The organism is Candidatus Corynebacterium faecigallinarum (genome assembly GCF_052264515.1).
Lineage (GTDB): Bacteria > Actinomycetota > Actinomycetes > Mycobacteriales > Mycobacteriaceae > Corynebacterium > Corynebacterium faecigallinarum.
Map to the genome: position 1 here is coordinate 118317 of NZ_JBQQOC010000001.1, position 24913 is coordinate 143229.

The 24913-nt window shown below is 66.4% G+C and carries 23 protein-coding genes and 1 pseudogene; 2 read left to right on the forward strand and 22 right to left on the reverse strand.

Features of this window, described 5'->3' with window-relative positions:
- Positions 1-54: 54 nt before the first annotated feature.
- On the reverse strand, positions 55-1353 hold the full coding sequence (hisS, locus tag ACTXPP_RS00500; protein WP_301494050.1) for a histidine--tRNA ligase: 1299 nt from the start codon (positions 1351-1353) through the stop codon (positions 55-57).
- Positions 1354-1357: 4 nt separating this feature from the next.
- On the reverse strand, positions 1358-2032 hold the full coding sequence (locus tag ACTXPP_RS00505) for an MBL fold metallo-hydrolase (protein ID WP_443340420.1): 675 nt from the start codon (positions 2030-2032) through the stop codon (positions 1358-1360).
- A gap of 127 nt (positions 2033-2159) precedes the next feature.
- On the opposite strand from ACTXPP_RS00505, the gene ACTXPP_RS00510 reads away from it, so the two are divergent.
- Positions 2160-2999 carry a peptidylprolyl isomerase gene (locus ACTXPP_RS00510; protein ID WP_443340421.1) on the forward strand — a complete coding sequence of 280 codons (840 nt, stop codon included), beginning with the start codon at positions 2160-2162 and terminating at the stop codon, positions 2997-2999.
- Between the two features lie 194 nt (positions 3000-3193).
- Here the strand turns inward: ACTXPP_RS00510 and ACTXPP_RS00515 are convergent, their stop codons facing one another.
- The 9 genes from ACTXPP_RS00515 to ruvC all read right to left on the reverse strand — a co-directional run bounded on the left by ACTXPP_RS00515 (position 3194) and on the right by ruvC (position 13886).
- Positions 3194-5461 (reverse strand): RelA/SpoT family protein, encoded by a 2268-nt coding sequence (locus ACTXPP_RS00515; RefSeq protein ID WP_301494044.1) that lies wholly within the window; start codon positions 5459-5461, stop codon positions 3194-3196.
- Between the two features lie 35 nt (positions 5462-5496).
- Positions 5497-6066 carry an adenine phosphoribosyltransferase gene (locus tag ACTXPP_RS00520; protein WP_443340423.1) on the reverse strand — a complete coding sequence of 190 codons (570 nt, stop codon included), beginning with the start codon at positions 6064-6066 and terminating at the stop codon, positions 5497-5499.
- On the reverse strand, positions 6063-7838 hold the full coding sequence (locus tag ACTXPP_RS00525) for an ABC transporter substrate-binding protein (protein WP_443340425.1): 1776 nt from the start codon (positions 7836-7838) through the stop codon (positions 6063-6065). The genes ACTXPP_RS00520 and ACTXPP_RS00525 overlap by 4 nt, the downstream gene beginning before the upstream one ends.
- Positions 7839-7856: 18 nt before the next feature.
- Positions 7857-9104, reverse strand: a complete 1248-nt coding sequence (secF, locus tag ACTXPP_RS00530) for a protein translocase subunit SecF (protein ID WP_301520195.1) — start codon at positions 9102-9104, stop codon at positions 7857-7859.
- Positions 9105-9107: 3 nt separating this feature from the next.
- Positions 9108-11030: a protein translocase subunit SecD gene (gene secD / locus ACTXPP_RS00535; RefSeq protein ID WP_301494037.1), complete on the reverse strand. Its 1923-nt coding sequence runs from the start codon at positions 11028-11030 to the stop codon at positions 9108-9110.
- A 135-nt stretch (positions 11031-11165) separates the two neighbouring features.
- The gene (yajC, locus tag ACTXPP_RS00540; RefSeq protein WP_443340426.1) at positions 11166-11603 is read right to left on the reverse strand and encodes a preprotein translocase subunit YajC; all 438 of its coding nucleotides are present in this window, start codon (positions 11601-11603) and stop codon (positions 11166-11168) included.
- A 29-nt stretch (positions 11604-11632) separates the two neighbouring features.
- Positions 11633-12715, reverse strand: a complete 1083-nt coding sequence (gene ruvB / locus ACTXPP_RS00545; protein ID WP_443340427.1) for a Holliday junction branch migration DNA helicase RuvB — start codon at positions 12713-12715, stop codon at positions 11633-11635.
- Between the two features lie 29 nt (positions 12716-12744).
- On the reverse strand, positions 12745-13389 hold the full coding sequence (gene ruvA, locus ACTXPP_RS00550) for a Holliday junction branch migration protein RuvA (RefSeq protein WP_443340428.1): 645 nt from the start codon (positions 13387-13389) through the stop codon (positions 12745-12747).
- Positions 13386-13886, reverse strand: a complete 501-nt coding sequence (gene ruvC / locus ACTXPP_RS00555) for a crossover junction endodeoxyribonuclease RuvC (protein WP_443340478.1) — start codon at positions 13884-13886, stop codon at positions 13386-13388. Before ruvC ends, ruvA begins: the two co-directional genes overlap by 4 nt.
- Positions 13887-14017: 131 nt before the next feature.
- On the opposite strand from ruvC, the gene ACTXPP_RS00560 reads away from it, so the two are divergent.
- Positions 14018-14467, forward strand: a complete 450-nt coding sequence (locus ACTXPP_RS00560; RefSeq protein ID WP_443340429.1) for a DUF3817 domain-containing protein — start codon at positions 14018-14020, stop codon at positions 14465-14467.
- 10 nt (positions 14468-14477) lie between these two features.
- On the opposite strand, the gene ACTXPP_RS00565 is transcribed toward ACTXPP_RS00560, so the two are convergent.
- The 11 genes and pseudogenes from ACTXPP_RS00565 to thrS form a co-directional block, all read right to left on the reverse strand.
- Positions 14478-15230 carry a YebC/PmpR family DNA-binding transcriptional regulator gene (locus tag ACTXPP_RS00565; protein ID WP_443340430.1) on the reverse strand — a complete coding sequence of 251 codons (753 nt, stop codon included), beginning with the start codon at positions 15228-15230 and terminating at the stop codon, positions 14478-14480.
- 84 nt (positions 15231-15314) lie between these two features.
- Positions 15315-16175: a hypothetical protein gene (locus ACTXPP_RS00570; protein WP_443340431.1), complete on the reverse strand. Its 861-nt coding sequence runs from the start codon at positions 16173-16175 to the stop codon at positions 15315-15317.
- A gap of 59 nt (positions 16176-16234) precedes the next feature.
- Positions 16235-16903 carry a pyridoxal 5'-phosphate synthase glutaminase subunit PdxT gene (gene pdxT, locus ACTXPP_RS00575; protein WP_443340432.1) on the reverse strand — a complete coding sequence of 223 codons (669 nt, stop codon included), beginning with the start codon at positions 16901-16903 and terminating at the stop codon, positions 16235-16237.
- The gene (locus ACTXPP_RS00580; RefSeq protein ID WP_443340433.1) at positions 16900-17790 is read right to left on the reverse strand and encodes an acyl-CoA thioesterase; all 891 of its coding nucleotides are present in this window, start codon (positions 17788-17790) and stop codon (positions 16900-16902) included. Before ACTXPP_RS00580 ends, pdxT begins: the two co-directional genes overlap by 4 nt.
- Before the next feature lie 6 nt (positions 17791-17796).
- Complete coding sequence (gene pdxS / locus ACTXPP_RS00585) at positions 17797-18687, reverse strand: pyridoxal 5'-phosphate synthase lyase subunit PdxS (RefSeq protein ID WP_443340434.1); 891 nt, start codon at positions 18685-18687, stop codon at positions 17797-17799.
- A gap of 166 nt (positions 18688-18853) precedes the next feature.
- Complete coding sequence (locus ACTXPP_RS00590; protein WP_301494018.1) at positions 18854-19330, reverse strand: hypothetical protein; 477 nt, start codon at positions 19328-19330, stop codon at positions 18854-18856.
- Positions 19327-20493: a glycosyltransferase family 4 protein gene (locus ACTXPP_RS00595; RefSeq protein WP_443340436.1), complete on the reverse strand. Its 1167-nt coding sequence runs from the start codon at positions 20491-20493 to the stop codon at positions 19327-19329. Before ACTXPP_RS00595 ends, ACTXPP_RS00590 begins: the two co-directional genes overlap by 4 nt.
- Positions 20490-21464, reverse strand: coding sequence for a phosphatidylinositol mannoside acyltransferase (locus tag ACTXPP_RS00600; protein ID WP_443340437.1), 975 nt, complete (start codon positions 21462-21464; stop codon positions 20490-20492). Before ACTXPP_RS00600 ends, ACTXPP_RS00595 begins: the two co-directional genes overlap by 4 nt.
- Positions 21465-21609: 145 nt before the next feature.
- Positions 21610-22263: pseudogene (gene pgsA, locus ACTXPP_RS00605) on the reverse strand (phosphatidylinositol phosphate synthase); the annotation flags it as partial.
- Between the two features lie 4 nt (positions 22264-22267).
- Positions 22268-22912, reverse strand: coding sequence for an HIT family protein (locus tag ACTXPP_RS00610; protein ID WP_443340438.1), 645 nt, complete (start codon positions 22910-22912; stop codon positions 22268-22270).
- The gene (gene thrS / locus ACTXPP_RS00615) at positions 22872-24860 is read right to left on the reverse strand and encodes a threonine--tRNA ligase (protein WP_301494062.1); all 1989 of its coding nucleotides are present in this window, start codon (positions 24858-24860) and stop codon (positions 22872-22874) included. Before thrS ends, ACTXPP_RS00610 begins: the two co-directional genes overlap by 41 nt.
- Positions 24861-24913: the final 53 nt, after the last annotated feature.

A 24913-nucleotide genomic window follows, 5' to 3' on the forward strand; every position in this document is an offset into this window, starting at 1 on the left:
CTATGAGCTTATGGTCAGGTTCCTGTTGTCCTTTCCGACGTTATCTTAGATCTGCTAACTTTTCCCAACCTCAAGGGAAGTACGAACCGCCTGGACCACGTCCTCGGCTGCGATCTCCTGCTGCTCGCGGTTGGCGAGGTTGCGCAACACCACGGTGCCGGCCTCCAGCTCATTCTCCCCGAGCACCAGCGCGTACAGTGCGCCAGCACGGTCGGCGCCCTTCATCGCACCCTTCAGACCACGGTCGCCGTAGGACATGTCGGCACTCACGCCTGCCCGGCGCAGCCGGTCGACGATCACGGACATGCGCTTCTTGGCCTCGACACCCATCGGCACGCCGTAGACATCCACCCGGCGTCCGGTCACCGGGGACACGCCCTCGGCCTCCAGAGCCAGCACAGTGCGGTCGACCCCCAGGCCGAAGCCGATACCGGAGAGGTCCTGGCCGCCGAGCTGGGCCATCAGGCCGTCGTAGCGTCCGCCGCCACCGATACCGGACTGCGCGCCGAGTCCGTCGTGGACGAACTCGAAGCAGGTCTTGGTGTAGTAGTCCAGGCCGCGGACCAGCCGCGGGTTCAGGGTGTACTCGACACCCATGTCGTCGAGCAGGCCGGTGACCGTCTCGAAGTGCTCCCGGGCAGACGCCGACAGGTTGTCCGGCATCAGTGGGGCGTCCACCAGCATCTCCTGGACCTCAGGACGCTTGTCGTCGAGCACCCGCAGCGGGTTGATCTGCGCCCGCTGACGGGTCTCCTCGTCCAACGGCAGTGCCAGCAGGAAGTCCTGCAGCTTCTGCCGGTAGGCCGGACGGCAGGTGTCGTCACCCAGACTGGTGAGCTCCAGGCGGAAGCCGGACAGTCCCAGGGCACGGAAACACCGGTCGCCCAGGGCCACGACCTCGGCGTCCAACGCCGGATCGTCCACACCGATGGCCTCGACGCCGACCTGCTGCAGCTGGCGGTAGCGTCCGGCCTGCGGACGCTCGTAGCGGAAGAACGGGCCCGAATACGTCAGCTTCACCGGAAGCTGGCCGCGGTCCAGGTTGTGCTCGATCACCGAACGCATCACCCCGGCGGTGCCCTCCGGACGCAACGTCACCGAACGCCCACCACGGTCGGCGAAGGTGTACATCTCCTTGGAGACCACGTCGGTGGACTCCCCCACACCGCGGGCGAACAGCGCGGTGTCCTCGAACACCGGCAGCTCGATGTGCCCGTACCCCGAGTTGTGGATAACCTGCTCGAAGGTGCTGCGCACAGCATGGAACGACGAGGCTGCCGGGGGAACGTAGTCCGGCACCCCCTTCGGGCCGGAGAACGACTGGACAGGGGAAGCGTTACTGGAGTCACTCACGGAATCAGACTATACCCTGCAGGAATCCGTTCTCGGCCTTCTCCCTCCCCACCGTGGTAGAGGGTCCGTGACCTGGGAGGACAACGTCGGTGTCGACGAAAGGCGAATCCTCGGCGACGATCCGGCGCAGACTCTCCACCATCGCCGCCGGGTCCGACAACGGCAGGTCGGTGCGTCCCACCCCACCACGGAACAGGACGTCCCCGCCGAGCACCAGGCCCGCACCATTGACCTCCTCGGCGCGGAACATCACCGAGCCCGGTGAATGGCCCGGCATGAGGTGGGCGGTGAACTCCACACCGCCCATGGTCAGCACATCACCGTCAGCGAACGGGGTCGGCACCGCCGGGGTCTCCATCGAGGCGGTGTCGTGCATCTCACCCAGCGGACCCATCGCCGAGAGCGCCTCCGCCGTCAGCCACGGCTGGTCGGCCGGATGCATGTAGGACGGCACACTGTAGGTTGACTGCACCTCCGGCAGGCCACGCACGTGGTCGATGTGCCCGTGGGTCAGGACGACCTGCGTGACGGTCACCCCGTCGCGCTCCACCACCGCGGCCACGAACTCCGCAGCCCCCATCCCCGGGTCGATGACGGTGGCCTCGGAACCGTCGTGAACGATGACGCAGTTGGTGTCCAGCGGCCCGGCCGGCTGGCTCTCCACGGTGATAGTCGACATGGCGACAATCCTACTGATCCACCACGGCCGAGCCACGGCGACGTCAAAGGTGGAGTCCGAGGGGTCGGGATGGAACAATGAAACGCTGGAAGTACGACCCACACCTCAAAGGAAGGGCCCCGGAGCTTTGTCCGACAACTCCTCCCGCCGCGACGCGGCGCTGAAGAACCTCGAGAAGGAACTGAAGACACGTTCCCGCCGCGAGAAGATGCGCCCACTGGGCGTCACCCTGGCGACCCTGGTCGTCCTGATCGGACTGGTCGGCGGCATCTGGTTCGCCGCCACCCGCGGCGGCGACGACCAAGACACCCTCGCCGACGAAGAGTTCCCCGACGAGACCGAGACCTCCGAGGCCGTCGGCGAGGGTCCGCTGGACTGCGAGTACACCGAAGGCGAAGAGGCCGCCAAGGAGGTCTCGATGCCCTCCGCCGACGACCTGCGCACCGACGGCAGCACTGACCTCACCCTCGCCACCAACAAGGGTGACATCGGCGTGAGCGTGGACCACTCCCAGGCACCCTGTGCCGCGAACTCCTTCGAGCACCTGGTCTCCGAGTCCTTCTACGACGACACCGTGTGCCACCGCGTGGTGGTCAGCGAGGGCATGAAGATCCTGCAGTGCGGTGACCCCTCCGGCTCCGGTGCCGGCGGTCCGGGCTACACCTTCCCCGACGAGTACCCGCGCTGGAACGAGGACGGCGAGCAGGTCGAGGAGGAGGGCCTGTACACCCGTGGTGTGCTGGCGATGGCCAACTCCGGTCCCAACACCAACGGCTCACAGTTCTTCCTGGTCGCCGACGAGTCGCAGCTGCCCAACGACTACACCATCTTCGGCACCATCTCCGAGGACGGCCTGGAGACCCTCGACGGCATCATCGAGGAGAACGCCGACGCCAACCAGGAGAACGGCGGCGACGGTGAACCGACCGACGAGGTGAAGATCGAGACCGCCTCGGTCGACACCTAGTCAGCTCAGCCGACGCCGGTGACCCCGGGCCTCCGGTGTCATCGCCTGGGCAGCAGCAAATAACCACGCCTGGAGGTACGTTTTCTGGCCGGAAACGTACCTCCAGGCGTGGTTATTTCTCTCTGGGGCTGCACCGAACTGGGGCTGCGCCGAACAGCGAAGTACGGGCGCCGCTTACCCTTCGCTACCCACCGCTACCCGCCGGTGGTGACGCGGTAGACGTCGTAGACGCCCTCCACGTTGCGCAACTGGTTCATCAGGTAGCCCAACTGCTTGGTGTCGGAGACCTCGAAAGTGAAACGGCACATCGCCACCCGGTCTTCGGCGACATGGGTGCTCGTCGCGATGATCGGGACCTTCTGCTCACTGACCACGCGGGTGACCTCGGACAACAGACCGGTACGGTCCAGTCCCTCGATCTGCAGGGTCACCACGAACACCGCATCGCGGACATCGGTGGCCCAGGCGACCTCGATGATCCGCTCCGGCTCCGCGTTGAGCTTCTCGGCGTTGGTGCAGTCGGTACGGTGCACCGACACTCCACCGCCCTTGGTGATGAAGCCGAAGATCTCGTCGCCGGGCACCGGGGTACAGCACTTCGCCAGCTTCGCGGAGAAGTCCGAGTTTCCCTGGACCAGGATGCCGGAGCCGTCGCTGCGTCCGGAGGCGACCTGCTGGTGCTGGGTGGGTTTGCGCACCGGGGTGGTGGCGACCGGGGTGTCGTCCTCGTCCTGGTCGCCCTGGTAGATGTCCTGCAGCATGTGCACGACGTGCTCGGCGGACACCCCGCCCTTGCCGATGGCGTCGTAGAGCGCGTCGACCGAGTCGCGCGAGAGCTCGGTCGCCACGGTGCGCAGGGCCGCGGCAGTCACCAGACGCTGCAGCGGGATGCCGGTACGCTGTGCCTCGGCCGCCAGCATGTCGCGGCCCTTGTCCAGGGTCTCCTCGCGACGCTCCTTGTTGAACCAGGACCGGATCCGATTGCGGGCCCGTGGGGAGACCACGAACTTCTCCCAGTCCTTCGACGGGCCGGCGTTGGCGTCCTTGGAGGTGAAGACCTCGACCTTGTCGCCGGTCTTCAGCGTGGACTCCAGGGCGACGAGCTTGCCGTTGACCTTCGCACCGATACAGCGGTGGCCCACCTCGGTGTGCACCGCGTAGGCGAAGTCCACCGGGGTCGACCCGGTCGGTAGCGTCACCGCCTCACCCTTCGGGGTGAAGACGAAGATCTGGTTGGTCGACAGGTCGTAGCGCAGCGAGTCGAGGAACTCATTGGGGTCGGCGGCTTCCTTCTGCCAGTCGAGCAGCTGACGCATCCACGCCATCTGGTCGACCTCGGCACTGTCGCCCTTGTGAGAGCCCTTGGTCTCCTTGTAGCGCCAGTGCGCGGCGATGCCGTACTCCGCCTGGTAGTGCATCTCATGGGTGCGGATCTGCACCTCGAGAACCTTGGCGTCCGGCCCGATCACCGTGGTGTGCAGCGAGCGGTACACGTCGAAGCGGGGCTGGGAGATGTAGTCCTTGAACCGTCCCGGCATCGGCTGGAACTGGGAATGAACCGCACCGACCGCGGCGTAGCAGTCGCGCTCGCTGTCGACGAGGATGCGGATGCCGACCAGGTCGAAGATCTCGTCGAAGTCGCGGCCCCGCACGATCATCTTCTGGTAGATCGACCAGTAGTGCTTCGGACGCCCCACCACCTCGGCCGTGATGTGCGAGCCCTTCAGCGTCGACTGGATCTCGTTGATCACCCGCGCCAGGTACTGGTCGCGCTTGGGGGCGCGGTCGGCGACCAGGCGCACGATCTCGTCGTACTTCTTCGGGTAGAGGATCGCGAAGGAGAGGTCCTCCAGCTCCCACTTGATCGTCGCCATGCCCAGCCGGTGCGCCAGCGGGGCGATGACTTCCAGGGTCTGGCGGGCCTTCTTCGCCTGCTTCTCCGGCGGTAGGAACCGCATGGTGCGCATGTTGTGCAGCCGGTCGGCGACCTTGATGACCAGGACGCGCGGGTCGTGCGCCATCGCCACGATCATCTTGCGGATGGTCTCGGCCTCCGCCGCCGAGCCGAGTGCCACCTTGTCCAGCTTGGTGACCCCGTCGACCAGCAGCGCGACCTCGGGGCCGAAGTCGTTGGTGAGGTCGTCGAGGGAGTAGTCGGCGTCCTCGACGGTGTCGTGCAGCAGGGCGGCGACCAGGGTGGTGGTGTCCATGCCGATCTCCGCGGCGATGGTGGCCACCGCCAACGGGTGGGTGATGTAGGGCTCCCCGGACTTGCGCATCACCCCGGCGTGCAGCCGCTCGGCGGTGGTGTAGGCCCGGTTCAGGATGTCGATGTCGGCCTTGGGGTGGTAGCGGCGGTGCACCGCGACCAGTGGTCCGAGAACCGGGGTTATGCGGCTCTTACCGGTGAGGCTGCGCGCGATACGCGCGGCCATCCACAGCGAGTTCTTCTCGTTCGTCATGCCTCACCGTCTCCTCTAGTGTGTGAACGACCAGCCTACTGCCCACTGGAAACCACGTACAACGGTAGGTCCCCCAAACATTCTCCGCCAGCCAGTTCGGCGACCTCCAGCGTCACCGCCACACCGACGACCTCGGCCCCGGCCTGGCGCAACAGGGCGCAGGCCGCGGTGAGGGTACCGCCGGTGGCCAGCACGTCGTCGACCAGCAGGACGCGTGTGCCACTCAGGTCGAGCCCTTCACCGGGGATCTCCACCGCCGCGGTGCCGTACTCCAGGGCATACTCCTCGTGCAGCACTGGCGGCGGCAGCTTGCCGGCCTTCCGGATCGCCAGGATGCCGACTCCGAGCTCGCGGGCCACCGCGGCACCGAGCAGGAAACCGCGGGCGTCGAGACCGGCGACCACGTCGATACCGCCGGCCCCGGTGATTGCCCGGGAACCCTCCGCCATGTCCTCGATGATCAACCGGAAACCGTCGGCGTCGGCCAGCACCGGGGTGAGGTCCTGGAAGACGATGCCCTCACCGGGGAAGTCCGGAACGTAGCGGGTCAACCCGTCGAGCGCCTCGATCGCGCTACTGAAACGTGGCTGTTGTGCCGTACTCACTGGTCGTCCTCTCGCTGTGCCCGTGCGGCGGGCGTCGTGGCCGGGGATTCCGGCCGGTTCTGAGGGAAATCCTGGGAGGACCAACGGTCCATGTTCCAGCTCATTCCGGTCTCACCCGGATTGTCGATGACGTTCTGCAGGCTGCGGTCCACGGCGACCGCCCGCGGTTCGGCGGTCAGGGGAATTGTCGCGGCCTCGTCGGCGAGCCGGTTCTCCGCGTCGCGGAGCTGACGGGTGGTGGACGTCCCGGCGGACATCGGTACCGACACCTGCGGGTTGCGTCCGAAGGCCGCGCGGGTCTCCAGCAGCACGTCGTAGTCCTCACCGAGCGAGCCGAAGTCATCGGCGTTCAACGCGACCGGCTCGACGGTGACATTGGCTTCAGTACAGGACGCCGCGACGGCGTCGACCATCCCGTGGTACCGGGCGACGTCACCGAAGTAGCCGATCCGGACGGTAGCGCCGGACAGCCGCCCTGCCGTGGCCTGCGGGTCACGGTCGTTGTTGCGCCGCGCGATGCTGGTGAGGTTGTCGGCCTCCGGGGATCCGGGGGCCAGGATCCGGAACGGGGTCTCGTCGACGGCGATGCCGGAGGTCTCCTCCACCGCCGACGCCACGCGCGAGCGGTCGATGCAGCGGGTGAAGGCCTGCCGGTTCTCCGTGGTGGCGAAGATGCCTTCGGTGGACAGGGTCAGCCCGTCCACCCGGGTGCCGGAACCACGGGAGACGGCGAAGCGTCCTGCCCCGGGGTCGGCGTCCGACAGGTCCGGTGCTTCGGAGCTGTCCTCGCCACGCACTGCGTCGTCCCCCTCGGAGACCGTGGGGTCGGCCGATTCCGTCGCCGAGGCGGACGTCCCGGCGCCGGCTTCGAAGCCGGCGGCAACGAAGTCGGTCTCGGGGTCGACGTCCGCAACGTAGAGCTGGTCATTGTCGGCGAGCTGGCGGTAGTCCGGGGTCTCGATACCGGCGCCGGCGCCGGACCACAGCACGATCTCGTCGATCCCGGGCTGGACGCCGTGCCATTCCGGGTTGATACCCAGCGACAATGAGCCGTCCTCACCGCGGGAAGCGACCCGGTACGGCCCGTAGGTGGGCACGGTGGCCGGGTCATTGGCTGCGACGGTGAAAGTGGACCGCCAGGCTTCACCGAGGGCGGTGAGCTGCTCGGTGTCACCGCTGTTGATCGCCTCGGTCGCATCGGGCACACCGGCCCGCTCGGCGATGGTGTGCGACGGCAGGACTTCGCCGACGCTGAACAGTTCGCGGTAACGCGCGCCGATCCCCCGGTCCATGGCCACCTGGAAGTCCTTGGCCCCGCCCTCACAGGTGAGATCGTCGATCCGGCGCATCAGTCCCAGGTCGGAACCGAAGAGGTCCTCGCGTTCGGCGGCGACCCAGGACAGCAGGAAGTCATCGCAGACCACCGGGGTGCCGTCGGAGAACGTGGCGTCCTGGTTGATGCGGTAGTCGATGACGTCCCCGTTGCCGTCGGTGGGGCTGGCGGTCACGAGGTCGGTGTTCGGCAACAGCCTACCGTCCGGGCCGGTGAGGAAGGCACCGGGGTACAGGCGGGCGGAGACCTTCGCGGCGTCTGTCGCCGCCCCCAGGGCACTGGCGGCGTTGAGGGTGACGATCGGACGCGGCAGCGCGTAGCCGAATTTCGGCTCACCGCTTCCCGCCGATGAGCCTTCGTCGCCGGAGCTGCAGGCGACGAGCGTGAGGACGAGCGAGCTGACGACGGCGAGCGTCAGCCGCCTGACACGTGCAGACATGAGATTGTGGTACTTCCCTTACATCCCGGGACGCCAGGTGCGGCTGCTGTCGGGGGTGTGCTCCACTCCCGACTCGCGTGGCGGCAGCGACACCGAGCGACGCGGCTTGACCTCCGCGCCGTCCGCGCCGTTGAGGCTGTCATTGTCGGCATCGGTGTCGGCGTCCATGCCGTCACCGATGTCGTCGGACGCACCGGCGGTGCCGCGGGCGGCGGCGAGCTCGCGGGCACGGGCCACGCGACGGTTGTGCTCGACGACCTTCTTCTGCTTGGACTTCAGGGTGACCAGCAGCGGGGCGGAGAAGTAGATGGAGCTGACCGTACCGGCGATCACGCCGATGAACTGGACCAGCGCCAGGTCCTTGAGCATGCCCACGCCCATCAGCCAGACGGCGATGACGAGGAGGGCGGCGATCGGCACCACGGAGAACAGTGAGGTGTTCAGCGAACGCATCACCGTCTGGTTGGTCGCCAGGTTCACTTGTTCGCCGTAGGTCGCTCTCGTGGAGCTGAAGACGTCCTGCGTATTCTCGTGGACCTTGTCGAAGACGATCACCGTGTCGTACAGCGAGTACGCCAGGACGGTCAGCAGACCGATGATCGTGGCCGGCGAGACCTCGAAGCCGACCAGGGCGTAGATGCCGGCGACGACGATTCCGTCGAGCAGGAGGCTGACGATGGCGGAGATCGCCATGTCGCGCTCCATGCGCACGGTGATGTAGATGAAGACGATCACCAGGAACACGGCCATGCCGATGGCCATGCGTTCAGTGACCGACTGGCCCCAGGACTCGGAGACCGTGGAGTCACCGATCGCGTCCGGGCTGGGGTTGCCGTTGTTGTCCAACGGCTCGAACTCCTCGTAGAGGGCCAGACGGGCCTGCTGGATCTGCTCGTCGCTGAGTCGCTCGGAGGCGACCTCGATCTGCTCGCTGGCCCCGGAGCCCACGGTCTGGACGCTCTGCGGGGATACACCGATGGCGTCCTCGACCACCTCGGTGACCGTGGTTTCGGTCGCACCGTTGGCCGGCGGGACGCTCAGCTTCGTGCCACCCTCCAGGTCGATGCCGAGGGTGAAACCTCGTAGTGCGATGACCAGGAAGCAGGCGAGGGTGATGAAGGCGTAGATCCAGTACCAGCGCCGACGCTGGGCGACGAAACCGAAGTTGGCCTCACCGTTGTAGACCTTCTCGAGGAAACTGGGCTCCTCGAGGGACTTGGGGTCGTTCACAGTCGGGACGTCCCGGGAGGGTGTCGTGGTGCTCATGGGTCACTTCTCCTTTCCGGAGTCGTCAGCATCGGCATCGTCATCAGAGTCGATGTCTGCGTCTGTGTCGGAACCTGGGCTGGTGTCGTCCGGCTCGCTGGGCACGGCGTCCGGTGCTTCCGGCGCGTCCGATAATTCCGGTGCATCCGGTGCGTCCGCCCCGGTGACGGCGGTCGCAGCCACGAGGCGCTTGCGCTCGGCGACGCGGAAGGCCATACGCAGACCGTTCCACTTCGTTGACCGGAACATCTTCGACCGTGCCATCAGGGTCACCAGCGGGGCGGTGACCAGGAAGGCCACCAACACGTCCACCAGGGTCGAGAGACCCAGGGTGAAGGCGAAGCCCTTCACGTCACCGACGGCCACGAAGTACAGCACCAGCGACGCCACAATCGACACCACGTTACCGGTGATGATCGTGGTCCTGGCACGCTTCCAGGCTCGCGGTACCGCGGAACGGACACTCGACCCTTGATGTATCAGGTCCTTGATGCGTTCGAAGTAGACGACGAAGGAGTCCGCCGTGGTACCGATACCGATGATCAGACCGGCGATACCGGCCAGATCCAGGCTGTAGTCGATCCACCTGCCCAGCAGGACCAGCGCGCCGTAGATGATCGCCGCAGAGGTCACCAGTGAGAACACGGCCACGACGCCGAAGCCGCGGTAGTAGATCATCGACCAGATGGCGAGCAGCACCAGGCCGACGAGAGCAGCGATAAGACCGGCCTGCAGTGAGGCGGTACCCATGGTCGGCGACACGGTCTCGGCGGTTCCGCCGGGCTCACCGTCCTCACCGGTGAAGCTCAGCGGCAGCGCACCGTAGCGCAGGTTGTTCGCAAGGTCGTCCGCCTCCTGCTCCGTGAAGTCGCCGGTGATCTCCGAGTCACGCCCGGGCGGAGTGGGTGAGCGCATGACCGGTGCCGAGAGCACCTCGCTGTCCAGGGTGATGGCGACCTGGCGCTGGGAGTACTCCTCGCCGATACGCTGCCAGGTCTCGCCGCCGGGGCTGTTCTCCCCGGTCTTGAAGCGGAAGGTGATCTTGATCTGGCCGGACTGGGTGTCCATGCCACCGAAGATCTGTGAGTTGGTGTCGATCATGTCACCGGTCAGACGTTCGCCGTTGACCTCGTCGTCCTCCCCGTCGAGCAGGGGGGCCGGTGCCAGCGGCAGCGGGCCCTCGGCACTACAGGCGACCAGTGGCTTGGCCGGGTCGTCCGCACCGCTGAGCGGGTCGGGCTCCTCGGAACAGGTCATCAGCATCGCCGCGGCGTTCTGCAGGTTCGGGTCCTCGGACTGACGGTCCTCGCGCAGCACCTCGATGATCTGGTTGCGGCGCTCGGTTTCCTCGATCGAGTTGGCCGGGTCCTCCGGTGCAGTGGCGGTGACCTTCAGGTCGTCCTCGAGGGGCGTGCCGAGCTGTTCGAAGACCGGCGCGGCCTCCTCGAGCTTCTGGTTGGCCTCCTCGGCGGTAATGATGCCGTTCTCGACCCAACGGTCAGCCATCTCGGTCAGCGCGGTGTCGAAGTCCTCACCAGGCATCTCACCGTCGTCGATGACGGGACGGAAGAGCAGCTGCGAGGTCTGCCCCAGGGTGCGGGCCTGCGCCGAGTCCTCGCCGGGAACCGTGATGACCAGTGTGTCGCCGTCGGCGCGCACCTGCGCACCGGTGACACCCATACCGTTGACACGGTTCTCCAGGATCCGCCTGGCCTGGGAGAGCTGGTCGTCGGTCGGGTCATCACCCTGGGGAACCAGGGTGACCCGGGTACCGCCCTGTAGGTCGATACCCAGGCGGGGCACCGGTTCTTTGCTGCCGGTGAGGAAGACCAGACCGTAGGTGACCACGGTGATGGCGAGGAAGATGAGGAGTGCCCTGACGGGCCACTTCTTCGCCCGCGCGGCCGTTGAGCCCTGTGAACTCACGCGATGTGCTCCTGATGGATCGGGGATGTGGCTATAGCTATGGCTGCACTATTATGCGTGCCGACGACAGAGTGTAACCCCTGAATCTGTGAACCCGGGTACGCGACCCTCTCGAGGGCGGGTCCGGATGAGGTGTCAGTCGCGGGGACGGTCGGAGTTGTCGTCGCCGTCGCGAGGGGAATCGAAGTCCTCGATGCCCTCCGGGCTGTCGGGAACCTGGCTGTCTGCACCCTCGGTGAAGATCTCGGAGTTGTCGGCGGCGTCCGCAGAGTCACCCACGTAGTCCTCCCCCTCCTCGAAGTCCGCGGAGTCCTCGACCGGCTCGACGGCCTTGAGCACCGCACTGCGGTCCCAGGTGGTGATGACACCGGGGGTCAGCTCGAGGCTGACGGTGGTCGGGCCGACTTCGTCGATACGGCCGTGCAGGCCGGAGGTCATCTGGACGATCATGCCGGGTTCTAGCTGCGACTGGAAGCTCTTGATCTCGTTGATCTGCTTGCCCTGCTTACGCATCGACAGGATCGGGAGACCGAGGAAGACAACGACAAGCAGCAGCAGAAGAATAAGTTCCATGGCGACCAGTCTGCCACATGGTGACCGTGCTACACCTCGGCTGGTGGCTCAAGTCCGAGGTGTCGCCACGCTGCCGCCGACGCGACCCGCCCCCTGGGGGTCCGCAACACCATTGCGGCACGGACAAGATAGGGCTCACAGACCTCCTCGACGGTGCCGGGTTCCTCCCCCACCGCCACCGCCAGGGTGTTGACCCCGACCGGGCCACCGTTGTGTCCGGTGATCAAGGCGTTGAGGACCGCTCGGTCGAGCCGGTCGAGTCCGAGCTCGTCGACATCGAAGATCAGCAGTGCAGCCCGGGCGACCTCCAGGGTGATCCTGCCCTCGGCCTCCACCTCGGCGTAATCACGGACCCGACGTAGCAGCCGGTTGGCGATACGCGGGGTACCGCGGGACCGGGAGGCGATCTCGACGGCGGCATCCGAGGTGATGTCCACCTCGAGGATCCCGGCGGCCCGGGTGACCACGTGGGTCAGGTCCTCGGTGTCGTAGAACTCCATCTGGGCGGTGAACCCGAAGCGGTCGCGCAACGGACCGGTGAGCATACCGGACCTTGTCGTGGCACCGACCAGGGTGAAGTGCGGTAGCTCGATGGGGATCGAGGTAGCTCCAGGACCCTTGCCCACGATCACGTCGATCCGGAAGTCCTCCATCGCCATGTAGAGCATTTCCTCGGCCGGCCGGGCCATGCGGTGGATCTCGTCGATGAACAGGACATCGCCCTCGATGAGATTGGAGAGCATCGCCGCCAGGTCACCGGCACGCTCCAGCGCCGGGCCAGAGGTCATTCGTACCGAGGTACCGAGTTCCTGGGCGATGATCAGCGCCATCGTGGTCTTGCCCAGCCCGGGCGGACCAGCGAGCAGGACATGGTCGGGAGCAACCCCACGGGCCTTCGCCCCACCCAGGACCAACTGCAGCTGGCTACGGACCTTCGGCTGGCCGATGAACTCCCGCAACGACCGGGGACGCAGCGACAACTCGGCGTCGCCCTCCCCCGGCATCTCCACCGGACTGAGCTCCGGTGTGTTCAACTCCGGTGTGCCGACGCGTCCCCGCCTGGGGGTCGTACCGCCACCCACGTCGAATTCGGTCCGTTCCAGATCACCCATGATCGCTCACCCTACCTTCGCCACTACCGTCACTTCTGTCCGCCGAGCCGTGCCAGGCACGCCCGCAGCAACACGGAAGGATCCGGAGCGGAGTCCATCTCCGCCGCGACAGCAGCCACAGTCGGTGCCGCCGACTTCCCGGTGAAGCCTAGACCGACCAGTGCCTCGACCACCTGGGCAACTGTGGCCTCCGATACCGCGGAGTCATCGGCACCCGCACCCGGAGCAGATTGTTCGCCGTCCTGACCGCCACCACCATTGTCGGGAAGCAGGAAGCCGTCGAGTTTGCCCTTGAGTTCCAGGGCCATGCGCTCAGCCAGTCGCTTGCCGACCCCGGGGGCCCGCTGCAGAGCTTTCACGTCCCCGTCGGCGACGGCCCGGGCGAACTCGTGCGGGTCCAGGACGGACATCACCCCGAGGGCCAGTCGTGCACCGACCCCGGAGACCTTCTGGACCACACCGAACATCTCCCGGGCGGAGGCGTCCGGGAAGGCGTAGAGCGTCTGCGAGTCCTCCCGCACCACCATCGTGGTCAGCACGAAGACTTCCTGACCGCGAGGAAGTTCGGCGAGGGTCCGTGCCGTCGCCTGGCACAGGTAGCCGACCCCGCCGCATTCGATGACGGCGTAGTCCAACCCCTTGTCGATGAGTGTTCCTCGCAGGGAAGCGATCACGGTTGTCCTCTTTTCTGGTCGACGAGTGCGGTGAACGGGGCACGCCAACTGTGGCACACCGCCAACGCGAGTGCGTCGGCGGCATCCGCAGGTTTCGGTGGCTCCGACAGTCCCAGGATGCGGGTGATCATGGTGGTCATCTGCTTCTTGTCCGCGCGCCCGTTTCCGGAGACTGCCTTCTTCACCTCACTGGGGGTGTACTGGTGGACCGGCAGTGAGCGGCGGGCGGCGCTGAGCATCAGGACGCCCACGGCGTGAGCGGTGTTCATCACAGTGGACACATTTCCACGTTCGAAGACGCGTTCAATGGCAACCACATCCGGGCGGTAGTCATCCATCCACTCCGCCACCGCATCCGACAGTCGACGCAGGCGCTGCGATAGCTCGATGTCGGAGGGGGTCCGGACGACACCGACCGCGACCGGCGTGATTGCCCGCCCGGCACCGGTCCGCACCACCGACAGTCCACAACGGGTCAGCCCGGGGTCGATACCCATGACGAGCTGCCCCTCCGCCGACCGACTCAACGCATGATGGTTCACAACTCCCGAAGATAGCACAGGTGTGCGAAAGTAGAGGTTCATGGACATGCAGAGAATTCAGGCACCTCAGGTAGGATCAGGCCCTGATGACTCCTCTAAATACATACCGAACCACTGCCTTCGTCGAGGCCTTCACCTGGGCCCTGTTGATCCTCGGCATGATCCTGAAGTATCCCCTGGACTCCACCGAAGCCCTGGTGCAGATCGCCGGCCCCCTGCACGGCTTCGCCTTCCTCGTCTTCGTCGTGGTCACCGCACTGGTGTGGATGAACAACCGGTGGTCCGCCGGCCGGGGCGTCCTCGGCCTGGTGGCCGCGGTGATCCCCTTCGCCACCATCCCCTTCGAGCAGTCCGTGGCGAAGAAGGGCGGTCTGGACGGTCCGTGGCGCACCGAGGCGGGCAGTGACGCCGACGCGTCCGATCGCGTCCTGGCACTGCTACTTGGCCGCCCGAAGGTGACGGTCGCCGTCCTCGCGGTCGGCGTGGTCGTGGTCTTCGTCGCCCTGATGGCGATCGGCGGCCCGTTCGCCGACTAGAGGTCGGGAACTAGAGGTCCAGCTCAGCGAGGACCTCGTCGGAGACGTCCATGTTGGTGAAGACGTCCTGCACGTCGTCGGACTCCTCGAGGGCGTCGATGAGACGGAAGATCTTCTTCGCACCCTCGGCGTCCAGCGGGACCTCGACATCGGCGCGGTAGTCCGGGTCGGCGGAGTCGTACTCGATGCCGGCCTCGGTCAGTGCCTCGTGCACGGCGGTGAGGTCGGTGAGCTCGGAGACGATCTCGAACTTCTCACCGAGGTCGTTGACCTCCTCGGCACCGGCGTCGAGCACGGCCATGAGCAGGTCGTCCTCGGTGTTCTCGCCCTTGTCGAGCAGCACGACACCCTTACGGTTGAACAGGTAGGACACCGAGCCGGCGTCCGCCATGTTGCCGCCGTTCTTGTTCATCGCGGTACGGACGTCGGTGGTCGCGCGGTTACGGTTGTCGGTCAGGCACTCGATGAGCACGGCCACACCGTTGGGACCGTAGCCCTCGTAGACGATGGTCTCCCAGTCCGCGCCGCCGGCCTCTTCACCGGAGCCGCGCTTGCGGGCGCGCTCGATGTTGTCGTTGGGCACCGAAGACTTCTTGGCCTTCTTGATCATGTCGTCCAGCGTGGGGTTCGCTGCCGGATCGCCGCCGCCGGTACGCGCGGCGACCTCGATGTTCTTGATCAGCTTGGCGAACTCCTTGCCACGCTTGGCATCGTTCGCAGCCTTCTTGTGCTTGGTTGTCGCCCATTTCGAGTGGCCGGACATCGTCTACCTGATCTCCCTGTGGTTGGTGTGCAGGACTCTTCCATAGTAGTGCACGACGCCGTCACATAGTCGCGGCGCGGTCGATCAAATGTCGAGAACCTCCACTGGCGGGGTCTCCAGCGCTTGCTGGGTAGCGGTGATGAAAGCGACAGGGAGCCCCTCCGAACCGTCCCGGAAGGCTGCCTCACGCAGGTCCTCGACCGAGGCGAAGACCTCCAGTCCACTGTCGCCCGGGAGCCGGTGCGTTCCGTTGGTATCGGCGGTGTCGGACACTCCGGACGCTCCGGCCGATCCAGTCTCGCGGTTATCACCATCACCGTCAAGGCCGTCAGAGCCATCATCGACCGTCGGCATCATGGGCACCGGAATACCGAAACCTCGTGGAGCGGAACCGTCACGGTCGGCACGGCCTGCACTATCGGCACTGTCCCGCTGCCCGGGGCGCTGCGTCCCGAACCCGAAGGAACTGGCGAGGCCGTCGATCACCGAGAACAACCCGCCAAAGTCATCCACCGCGGCCCACGGACCGCCCTGCTCCGCCAGCCTGCGCCGCACCGCGTCGATCATGCGGCGTGGGTCGCCACCGAGATGGTCGGTTACGGACTCGGCACCACGCTGCATCATCCCGATGAAGTCGGCGGACTCGGAGGTGATCACGGCGATGTTCCCCTTGGGTGTGGCATAACTGGTCCACTGCACCGAGCGGCCACGGTGGAACTGCACGACGCGGGCGAGTCGTCGGCCACGGAAGATCTTGACCGAGTCCACCCCGCCGGTGCGGGTGGTGATCTCGACCTGCTCGAACCCTCGCTCGGTCAAGTCATGGGCCGCGACGTAGTCACGCAACGCCTGCGAGACCGCCGGAGAGAATCCGCCGGCGATCTCGGTAGCACGCTCGACGAACTCGCGGTCGTCGTCACTGATGTAGATCGTCTTGTTTCCCATGCCCCCACATATACGCACACGTCTACGTATATGCAAGGGGTGTCGGGGAGACCCCCAGATCAGACACCCTGAGGAACCGGGACACTCCCCCGCTGCGCGACCATCGACAGGAAGAAGCGGTGCATGCGGTCGTCGCCGGTCAGCTCCGGATGGAAGGACACCGCGAGCACGGAGCCCTGGCGTACCGCCACGACAGCACCATCCGTTGCGCCCCCGTCGCTGACCCTGGCCAGGACCTCTACCCCGGCGCCGACCCGCTCCACCCACGGGGCGCGGATGAACACCGCGTGCATCGGGGTGTGCTCCCCTGCGATAGCGGAAGTGTCGGCGTCAGTGACCCCGGCGACCTCCAGGTCGGTCTCGAAAGAGTCGATCTGGCGGCCGAAGGCATTGCGCCGCACCGTGACATCGATGGCGTTGAGGCTGTGGGCGTCCGCCCGGGTGTCGAGAATCTCGCTGGACAGCGTGATCATCCCGGCACAGGTGCCGAACGCCGGCAGGCCGGCGGCCAGTGCCTCACGCAGTGGGGTCAGCAGGCCGCCGATCTCCAGCAGCTTCGACATCGTCGTCGACTCCCCACCGGGCACGACCAGACCTTCGAGGCCTTCCAGGTGCTCGGTCCGGCGTACCAGTCGGGTCCGCGCACCCAGGGACTCGAGCATCCGCGCATGCTCGACGACCCCGCCCTGCAGGGCGAGCACCCCGATCAGGGGCCGGTGATCGGTCACTGTGCGTCACTCCCCTGGTCCTGCAGGTCGGTCTTGATCGGGACGGACGGCTTACCTTCGGCCAACGTCCGCGTCAGGCCCTCCTGGGTCACCGAGGCCACCAGGTCACCGGCCTGGTTGAAAATCCGGCCGGTGGTCAGCGCGCGACCACCGTGGGCCGAGGGAGACTTCTGGTCGTAGAGCAACCACTCATCGGCACGGAATGGACGCATGAACCACATCGCGTGGTCCAGGGACGCCTCCTGCACCGGTTCGCCGCGGTGCGGCACCAGGGCCGAACCGAGCAACGTCATATCCGACATGTACGCCAGGGTGCAGATATGGAAGGTCTCGTCGTCCGGCAGGGGCACCTTCGACTTGAACCACACCACCTGCTCGGACGCCGCGCCCGGGGTGTGATCGAAATCCTCCGGCGGCACGATCCGGATGTCCCAGTCCTCCCAGTCCTTGGCGAAGGCATTCGACGCAGCCCGTCCATTCGACAATGCCGGAGCGCAGTCCTCCGGGGGCGGCACTCGACGGATCAGGTCGGAATGCTCCGGGCCGGAGTCGTCACGGAGGTGGAAGCTGGACTGCATGATGAACAGCGTGCGTCCGTCCTGCACGGCCTTGACCGACCGGACTCGGAACGACCGGCCGTTGCGGACCTCGTCGACGAGGTAGACCGTGGGATGATCCGAATTGCCCGGGCCCACGAAGTAACCGTGCAGCGAATGCACCCGGTACTCCGGTCCCACCGTCTTCGTTGCGGCAACCAGCGCCTGGGCGGCAACCTGGCCACCGAACGTCCTGGACAACGCCGACGGGATCACCTGGCCACGGTAGATCCCGTCATCGATCCGTTCGAGATCGAGGACGTCAGTGATGCGGGGACGACGGGGGGACACGGAAGATCACCAGCCCCGCTCGGCCAGACGATGCGGCTCCGGGATCTCGTCGACATTCAGGCCGACCATGGCCTCGCCGAGACCACGGGAGACCTCGGCGACGGTCTTCGGGTCCTCATAGTTCAGGGTGGCCTGGACGATGGCCTTGGCACGCTTGACCGGGTCGCCGGACTTGAAGATACCGGAGCCGACGAAGACGCCCTCGGCACCGAGCTGCATCATCATCGCGGCATCGGCCGGGGTGGCGATACCACCGGCGGTGAACAGCACCACCGGCAGCTTGCCGTTCTCGGCGACCTCGCGGACCAACTCGTACGGGGCCTGCAGCTCCTTGGCAGCGACGTAGAGCTCGTCCGGGGCCATGGAACGCAGGCGGTTGATCTCGCCGCGGATGGTACGCATGTGGGTCACGGCGTTGGAGACGTCGCCCGTACCGGCCTCACCCTTGGAGCGGATCATCGCCGCACCCTCGTTGATACGGCGCAGTGCCTCGCCCAGGTTCGTCGCACCGCACACGAAGGGCACGGTGAAGTCGAACTTGTCGATGTGGTTGGTGTAGTCGGCCGGGGTGAGGACCTCGGACTCGTCGATGAAGTCGACACCGAGGCTCTCCAGCACCTGCGCCTCGACGAAGTGACCGATGCGGGCCTTGGCCATCACCGGGATGGAGACCGCCTCGATGATGCCCTCGATCATGTCCGGGTCGGACATGCGGGACACACCGCCCTCGGCGCGGATGTCAGCGGGAACCCGCTCCAGTGCCATCACGGCGGTGGCACCGGCATCCTCGGCGATCTTGGCCTGCTCCGGGGTGACCACGTCCATGATCACACCCCCCTTGAGCATGTCGGCGAGTCCACGCTTCACACGTGCCGTCCCACGGGCTCCGCTTCCCACACCATTATCCGTCATCGTCAACCTCATGTTTTCTCGAATGACACCGGTTCGCGCGGTGTCAGCAGATGGTTATCGTTAATCAAGCCTACAGGGCAATTCAGACAGAGCTGTCCACAGGGCTGTCCATAGGGCTGTACAACGGGCTTACCCGGGACTCTATCCTGCCCTACTCGGAGCCGTCGCCGATGGACATTGCCTCGTAGAACTCCGGCAACGGTGCCGAGCCGGCCAGCCGGAAGAACCGCACTGCAGGACGTTTACGCAGGTCGCGCGTGTCTCCTACGGCCTCATTGTAGAACCTGGCCGACAGGTCGACCTTCACCGATGCCTCGACGAACGCCGGAGCCACCAGATCCTCCTGGTGTAGCTGACGCAGCACCACATTCTCCGCGTCCGACCGGGCGCTCATGTCGGTGGCCCGCAGCGCGACGGCGGAGGTCTGGCCGGTGCGTGCGGCAAGGTCGGGACGCAGCACCGACACTATCGCCGACCTGGTCTCCAGCGCGCCCTCCAGGCTCAGACGGGCGGCGTCGGTGCGGATGTGCAACCGGTTCAGCCGAGACGCCGTCAGCGACAGCCACAGGCCGATCAGAGCCGCCGCGGCCAGCACGATCACCAGGATCAGGGCCCATACGGGGATCATGCCTTACGTACCTTTCGTCCCGGGGTCACAACCGCCTCGTAGACCCGCTCGACCTGGGTGGTGACCCGCTCCCAGTCGAAGTCCCGGCTGCGGGCGACACCTCGTTCGATCAGGGCCGCGCGCTCCACGTCGTCGCCGAGAACCTCGGAGATCACCCGGGCGAGGTCGCGGTGCGAGCGGTTGGCGAAGAGCCGTCCGGCGTGTCCATGGTCGGTGACCGCGGTGAAGGCCGGAATGTCGCTGGCCACCACCGCCGCGCCGGCGGCCATGGCCTCCACCAGGACGATGCCGAAGCTCTCACCGCCGGTGTTCGGGGCGACGTAGACGTCGGACGCTGCCAGTGCCGCGGCCTTGTCCACCTCGCTGAGGCGTCCCAGGATGCGCACCGTCGCCGACGAGTCACCGCCAGCCTCGCCGATCCCCTCGACGTAGCTGATCCTGGCCTTGCGCAGCATCTGGCGCAACTCCTCGACCTCCCCGCCACCGACGACGACGACCTCGAGGTCCGGAACGTCCTTCAGCACCGCCGGCAATGCCTTGAGGAGCAGCGGGAATCCCTTGCGCGGCTCGGTGTAGCGGCCGAGGAACATCACCCGCGGACGTTCTGGGTCCAGACCCGGCATCGGGTGCGCTGCGCGGTATGTCCCGGTGTCCACCCCGTTGGGGATCAGTACCGGGTCGCCGGAGAGCATCTCGACCTGCCAGCGTCGGGCCTCCTCGGAGACCGCGATGCCGCCCTGGATCCGTTCCAGGAAAGGGCGAAGGATCGGCAGGAACACCCGCAGGATCATCGACTCGCTGGCTGAGGCGTGGTAGGTTGCCACGATCGGCCCGTCGGCCTTCGCCAGGGTGATCATCGAGTAGGACGGCGAGTTCGGCTCGTGGATGTGCACCACGTCGAAGTCGTGGTTCTGGATCCACCGTCCCAGATGACGCCAGGTGGACGGCCCGAAGGACAACCGGGCCACCGAGCCGTTGTACGGGATGGGGATCGATCCGCCACCGATCTCGACGAAGTCCGGGACCTCGGCATCGGGACCACCGGGGCCGATCAGGCTGACCTCGTGGCCACGTCGGGCAAGTTCCTCGCACAGGTCGATGGCGTGGATCTGCACGCCGCCCGGCTCATCGAAGGAGTAGGGGCAGACCATGCCGATTTTCACGAATCCGACACCTCCGGATCCGACAACCCGGCATCAGAGACCCCCATACGCTTGAGACGCGATTCGGAGAGATCCGAGAACCACAGCGGCTGCAGCATGTGCCAGTCGGTCGGGAAGTCTGCGATGTTGCGGGCGTAGATGTCCGCCTGGTCCTGGACGATGTCGGCCACCGGACGCGCCGGGTCGGTGTCGAGCTCCTCACTGATCCGGGAGATCCAGCCGTCCTCCGAGAACCCGGAGTGGTAGACCATCAGCGCGGCACCGGTCTGCTGTGCCAGACGTGCCGGGCCGACCGGCATGGAGGTGCGCTCGCCGAAGAAGTCGACCTCGACACCCTTGCCGGAGAGATCACGCTCGCCGAGCAGGCACACCACACCGCCGCCGTTGAGCACCTCCTTGAGCCGGCCGAAGGGAGGCTGTTCCCCGCCGGAGAGGGCGAGGACCTCGAAACCGAGGGACTCGCGGTACTCCACGAAGGCGTCGAAGAGGCTCTCGGGCTTGAGGCGTTCGGCGACCGTGGCGAACTGGCCGAAGTGGTCGACCAGCCAGATGCCGGCCATGTCCCAGTTGCCGGAGTGCGGCAGGCTGAGCACCACGCCCCGGCCACGGGCGATCGCGGCGTCCAGGCGTGCCACGTCGGCGGGGTCGAAACCCTCGTGGACCCGGGCGGCGAGCTCCGGGCCGGCGATGCTGGGCAGCTGGAAGGCCTCGCGCCAGTAGCGCATGTAGGACCGCATGGCGTCCCGCACCATCTCGCGGGTGACATTGGCGTCACCGACGATGCGACCGAGGTTGGCGCGCAGTTGTGCCGGGCCGGTTCCACCGTCGGAGACCTTGTCGGCGATGAGGGTGAACAGCCGGTCGGCGACAGGTTCAGGCACCCGTCGGGTCAGCGCCCATCCGGCACGGTAGGCCAGGGAGCTGAGCTTTTCGGCGAAGGACTCGGTCGTGGACTCAGCGCGGTCACTCATATGTGGTTACCCCCTTGTTTCCGGGGGTGTCGCCGCCCGGGTTCGTGTCGGAGTCAGTGCGGGAGCTTGAGCCGGTACCTGCAGCGTCCGATCCCGCGGCCTCCGACTGTGCAGCATCCTTCCCTGCCTCGTCATGTCCCTCGGCAGAGGGGAACTCCGCCGCGCCCGTCGGGGCGGCGATGACCTCCGAGGCGGCATCCGACCGTGCCACCAGGACCAGTCGTTCAATGACGGTATAGACCGAGCCGATGGCCAGGACGATTATGCCGATCCCCAGGATGTACGGCACGCCCAGTCCGGAGATGCCGAGAGAGACCAGTCCGATGATCAGGCGTTCCGGACGCTCGATCAACCCGCCGTCGACCTTGATGTCGGAGGCTTCGGCACGGGCCTTGACATACGAGGTGACCTGGCTGGCCACGATGATCACCAGGGCGGCGGCGAACAGTCCCTTGTGCGGTGAATGCTCGTCCTGGAAGGCCAGCCACCAGGCGATCGCGCCGAACAGTGCACCGTCGGAGATGCGGTCGCATGTGGCGTCGAGGGTGGCACCGAACTTGGTGCCACCGCCACGCATACGCGCCATGGTGCCGTCGACCATGTCGGTGGCCACCGTGATGCCGAGCAGGATGCCGGCAAGGAAGTGATGACCGGTGGGGATCAGAGCGATGGAGAGGATGACGGCAACCGCGGTCGACGTGATCGTCACCGCGTTCGGGGACACTCCCCAATTGACCAACCGTCGGGCGATCGGCTCGATGACCACCGCCGCCGGACGGCGTCCGCGAACGCTCAACATTCCTCTAGATCTCCTTCCACGCCTGCGCCAGCAGCTGGCGGGTCTCCCCCAGCAACTGCACCATGATCTTCGAACCGGTCAACACCGTCATGAAACTGGTGTCGCCCTGCCACCGCGGCACAATGTGCTGGTGCAGGTGTCCCGGCACCGACCCACCGGAGGCCTTGCCAAGGTTCATGCCCACGTTCAACGCTTCCGGACGTGACACCCGACGCAGCACCCGGATCGCCTTCTTGGTGAAGTCTGCCATTTCGGCAGTCTCACTGTCGGTCAAATCCTCGTATGACGCGACCTTCCGGTACGGAAGGACCATCATGTGCCCCGGATTGTACGGGTAGAGGTTGAGGATGCAGAAGACCTCGGCACCGCGCGCCACGATGAGGGCCTCCTCGTCCGACTTCTCCGGCAGGTCCTCGAAAGGATCGTCGCTCTTCGAGCCAGCGCCGGATGCGCCAGCACCTCCGGACGCCCCGTTCTCGGCGATGTAGGCCGACCGGTACGGGGCCCACAGCCGGGCGAGTCCGTCCTCTATCCCGACGCCGGTATCCGTCACCGTCTCACCGTTGCCGCCAATGGTGCCGGGGACACTGTCGGAGGTGGGGCGGGTGTCAGCGGAGTTCGGCAATGTTCTCTCCGTTGGGCTGCTCATTGCGGCGAGCCCGGACCCACTCGGTGATGATTCGCACGGCCTCGTCCTTCGGCACACCGTTGACCTGGGTGCCGTCGAGGAAGCGGAAGCTGACCGCCCCGGCCTCGACGTCGCGGCCACCGGCCAGCAGCATGAAGGGCACCTTGCCGGTGGTGTGGTTGCGGATCTTCTTCTGCATGCGGTCGTCGGAGGTGTCGACCGCGGCACGGATACCGTGCTCACGCAGCTCGGCGGTGATGCCCTCGAGGTAGGCGATGAACTCGTCGGCGACCGGGATGCCGGTGACCTGGTGCGGGGCCAGCCAGGCCGGGAAGGCGCCTGCGTAGTGCTCCAGCAGCACGCCGAAGAAACGCTCGATGGAACCGAACAGGGCGCGGTGAATCATCACCGGACGCTGCTTGGTGCCGTCGTTGGCGGTGTACTCCAGGTCGAAACGCTCCGGCAGGTTGAAGTCCAGCTGCACGGTGGACATCTGCCAGGTGCGGCCGATGGCGTCGCGGGCCTGCACGGAGATCTTCGGGCCGTAGAAGGCCGCGCCCTCCGGGTCCGGGACGAGCTCGAGGCCGGACTTCTCCGCGACCGCACGCAGAGTCTCGGTGGCCTTCTCCCAGACCTCGTCGGAGCCGACGTATTTGTTCGGGTCCTTGGTCGACAGCTCCAGGTAGAAGTCATCGAGACCGTAGTCCTTGAGCAGGGAGATGATGAACTCCAGCACGGTGGTCAGCTCGACCTCGAGCTGGTCCTCGGTGCAGTAGATGTGGGCGTCGTCCTGCGTGAAGCCGCGGGCACGGGTGAGGCCGTGGACCACACCGGACTTCTCGTAGCGGTAGACCGTGCCGAACTCGAAGAGTCGCAGCGGAAGCTCACGGTAGGACCGGCCACGGGAGGCGAAGATCAGGTTGTGCATCGGGCAGTTCATCGGCTTGGCGTAGTAGTCGACGGCCTGCTTGGTGATGTTGCCGTCGGCGTCGCGTTCCTCGTCCAGCTTCATGGGCGGGAACATGCCGTCGGCGTACCAGTCCAAGTGGCCCGACTTCTCGAACAGCGTGCCCTTGGTGATGTGCGGGGTGGACACGAAGGAGTAGCCCGAGGCGATGTGGCGGCGACGGGAGTGCTCCTCCATCTCCAGGCGGATCGTCGCTCCGTCCGGATGGAAGACCGGGAAGCCGGAGCCGATCTCGTCGGGGAAGCTGAACAGGTCAAGCTCGGAGCCGAGACGCCGGTGGTCACGCTTCTCGGCCTCGGCGATCATCGTCTGGTACTCGTCGAGGGACTCCTTGGATTCCCAGGCGGTGCCGTAGATGCGCTGCAGGCCGGCCTTGGACTGGTCACCGCGCCAGTAGGCGGCGGAGGTGCGGGTCAGGGCGAAGGCCGGGATGTAGCGGGTGGTGGGCACGTGGGGGCCACGGCACAGGTCGTACCACTCCACCTCGCCGGTGCGCGGGTTGAGGTTGGAGTAGGCGGTCAGTTCGCCCTCGCCGACCTCGGCGGCGGCGTCGTCCTCGGGGATGTCACCCCGGGACTTGTCGTCCACCAGCTCCAGCTTGAAGGGCTCGTCGAGGTACTCCTCACGGGCGTCCTCCACCGAGTCATAGGCCTTACGCTCGAAGCGCTGACCTGACTTGATGATCTTCTTCATCGCCTTCTCGAGGCGCTTGAGGTCCTCCGGGGTGAAGGGCTCGGCCGGCTCGAAGTCGTAGTAGAAGCCGTTCTCGACGGCCGGGCCGATACCGAGCTTGGTGCCCGGGAACTCCTTCTGAACAGCCTGTGCGAGCACGTGGGCGCAGGAGTGGCGGATCACACCACGTCCGTCCTCGGTGTCGGCGGCGACGGCGGTGACCTCGGTGTCGGTGTCAGGAGTGAAGGCCAGGTCGCGGAGGTTTCCCTCGGCATCACGGACGCAGACAATGGCCTGCGGGCCCTTGTTCGGCAGCTCCAGGGGACGCATGGCGGCGCCAGCGGACTCACCGGCGGGGACGGTGAACGTCGCCTCCGGCACGG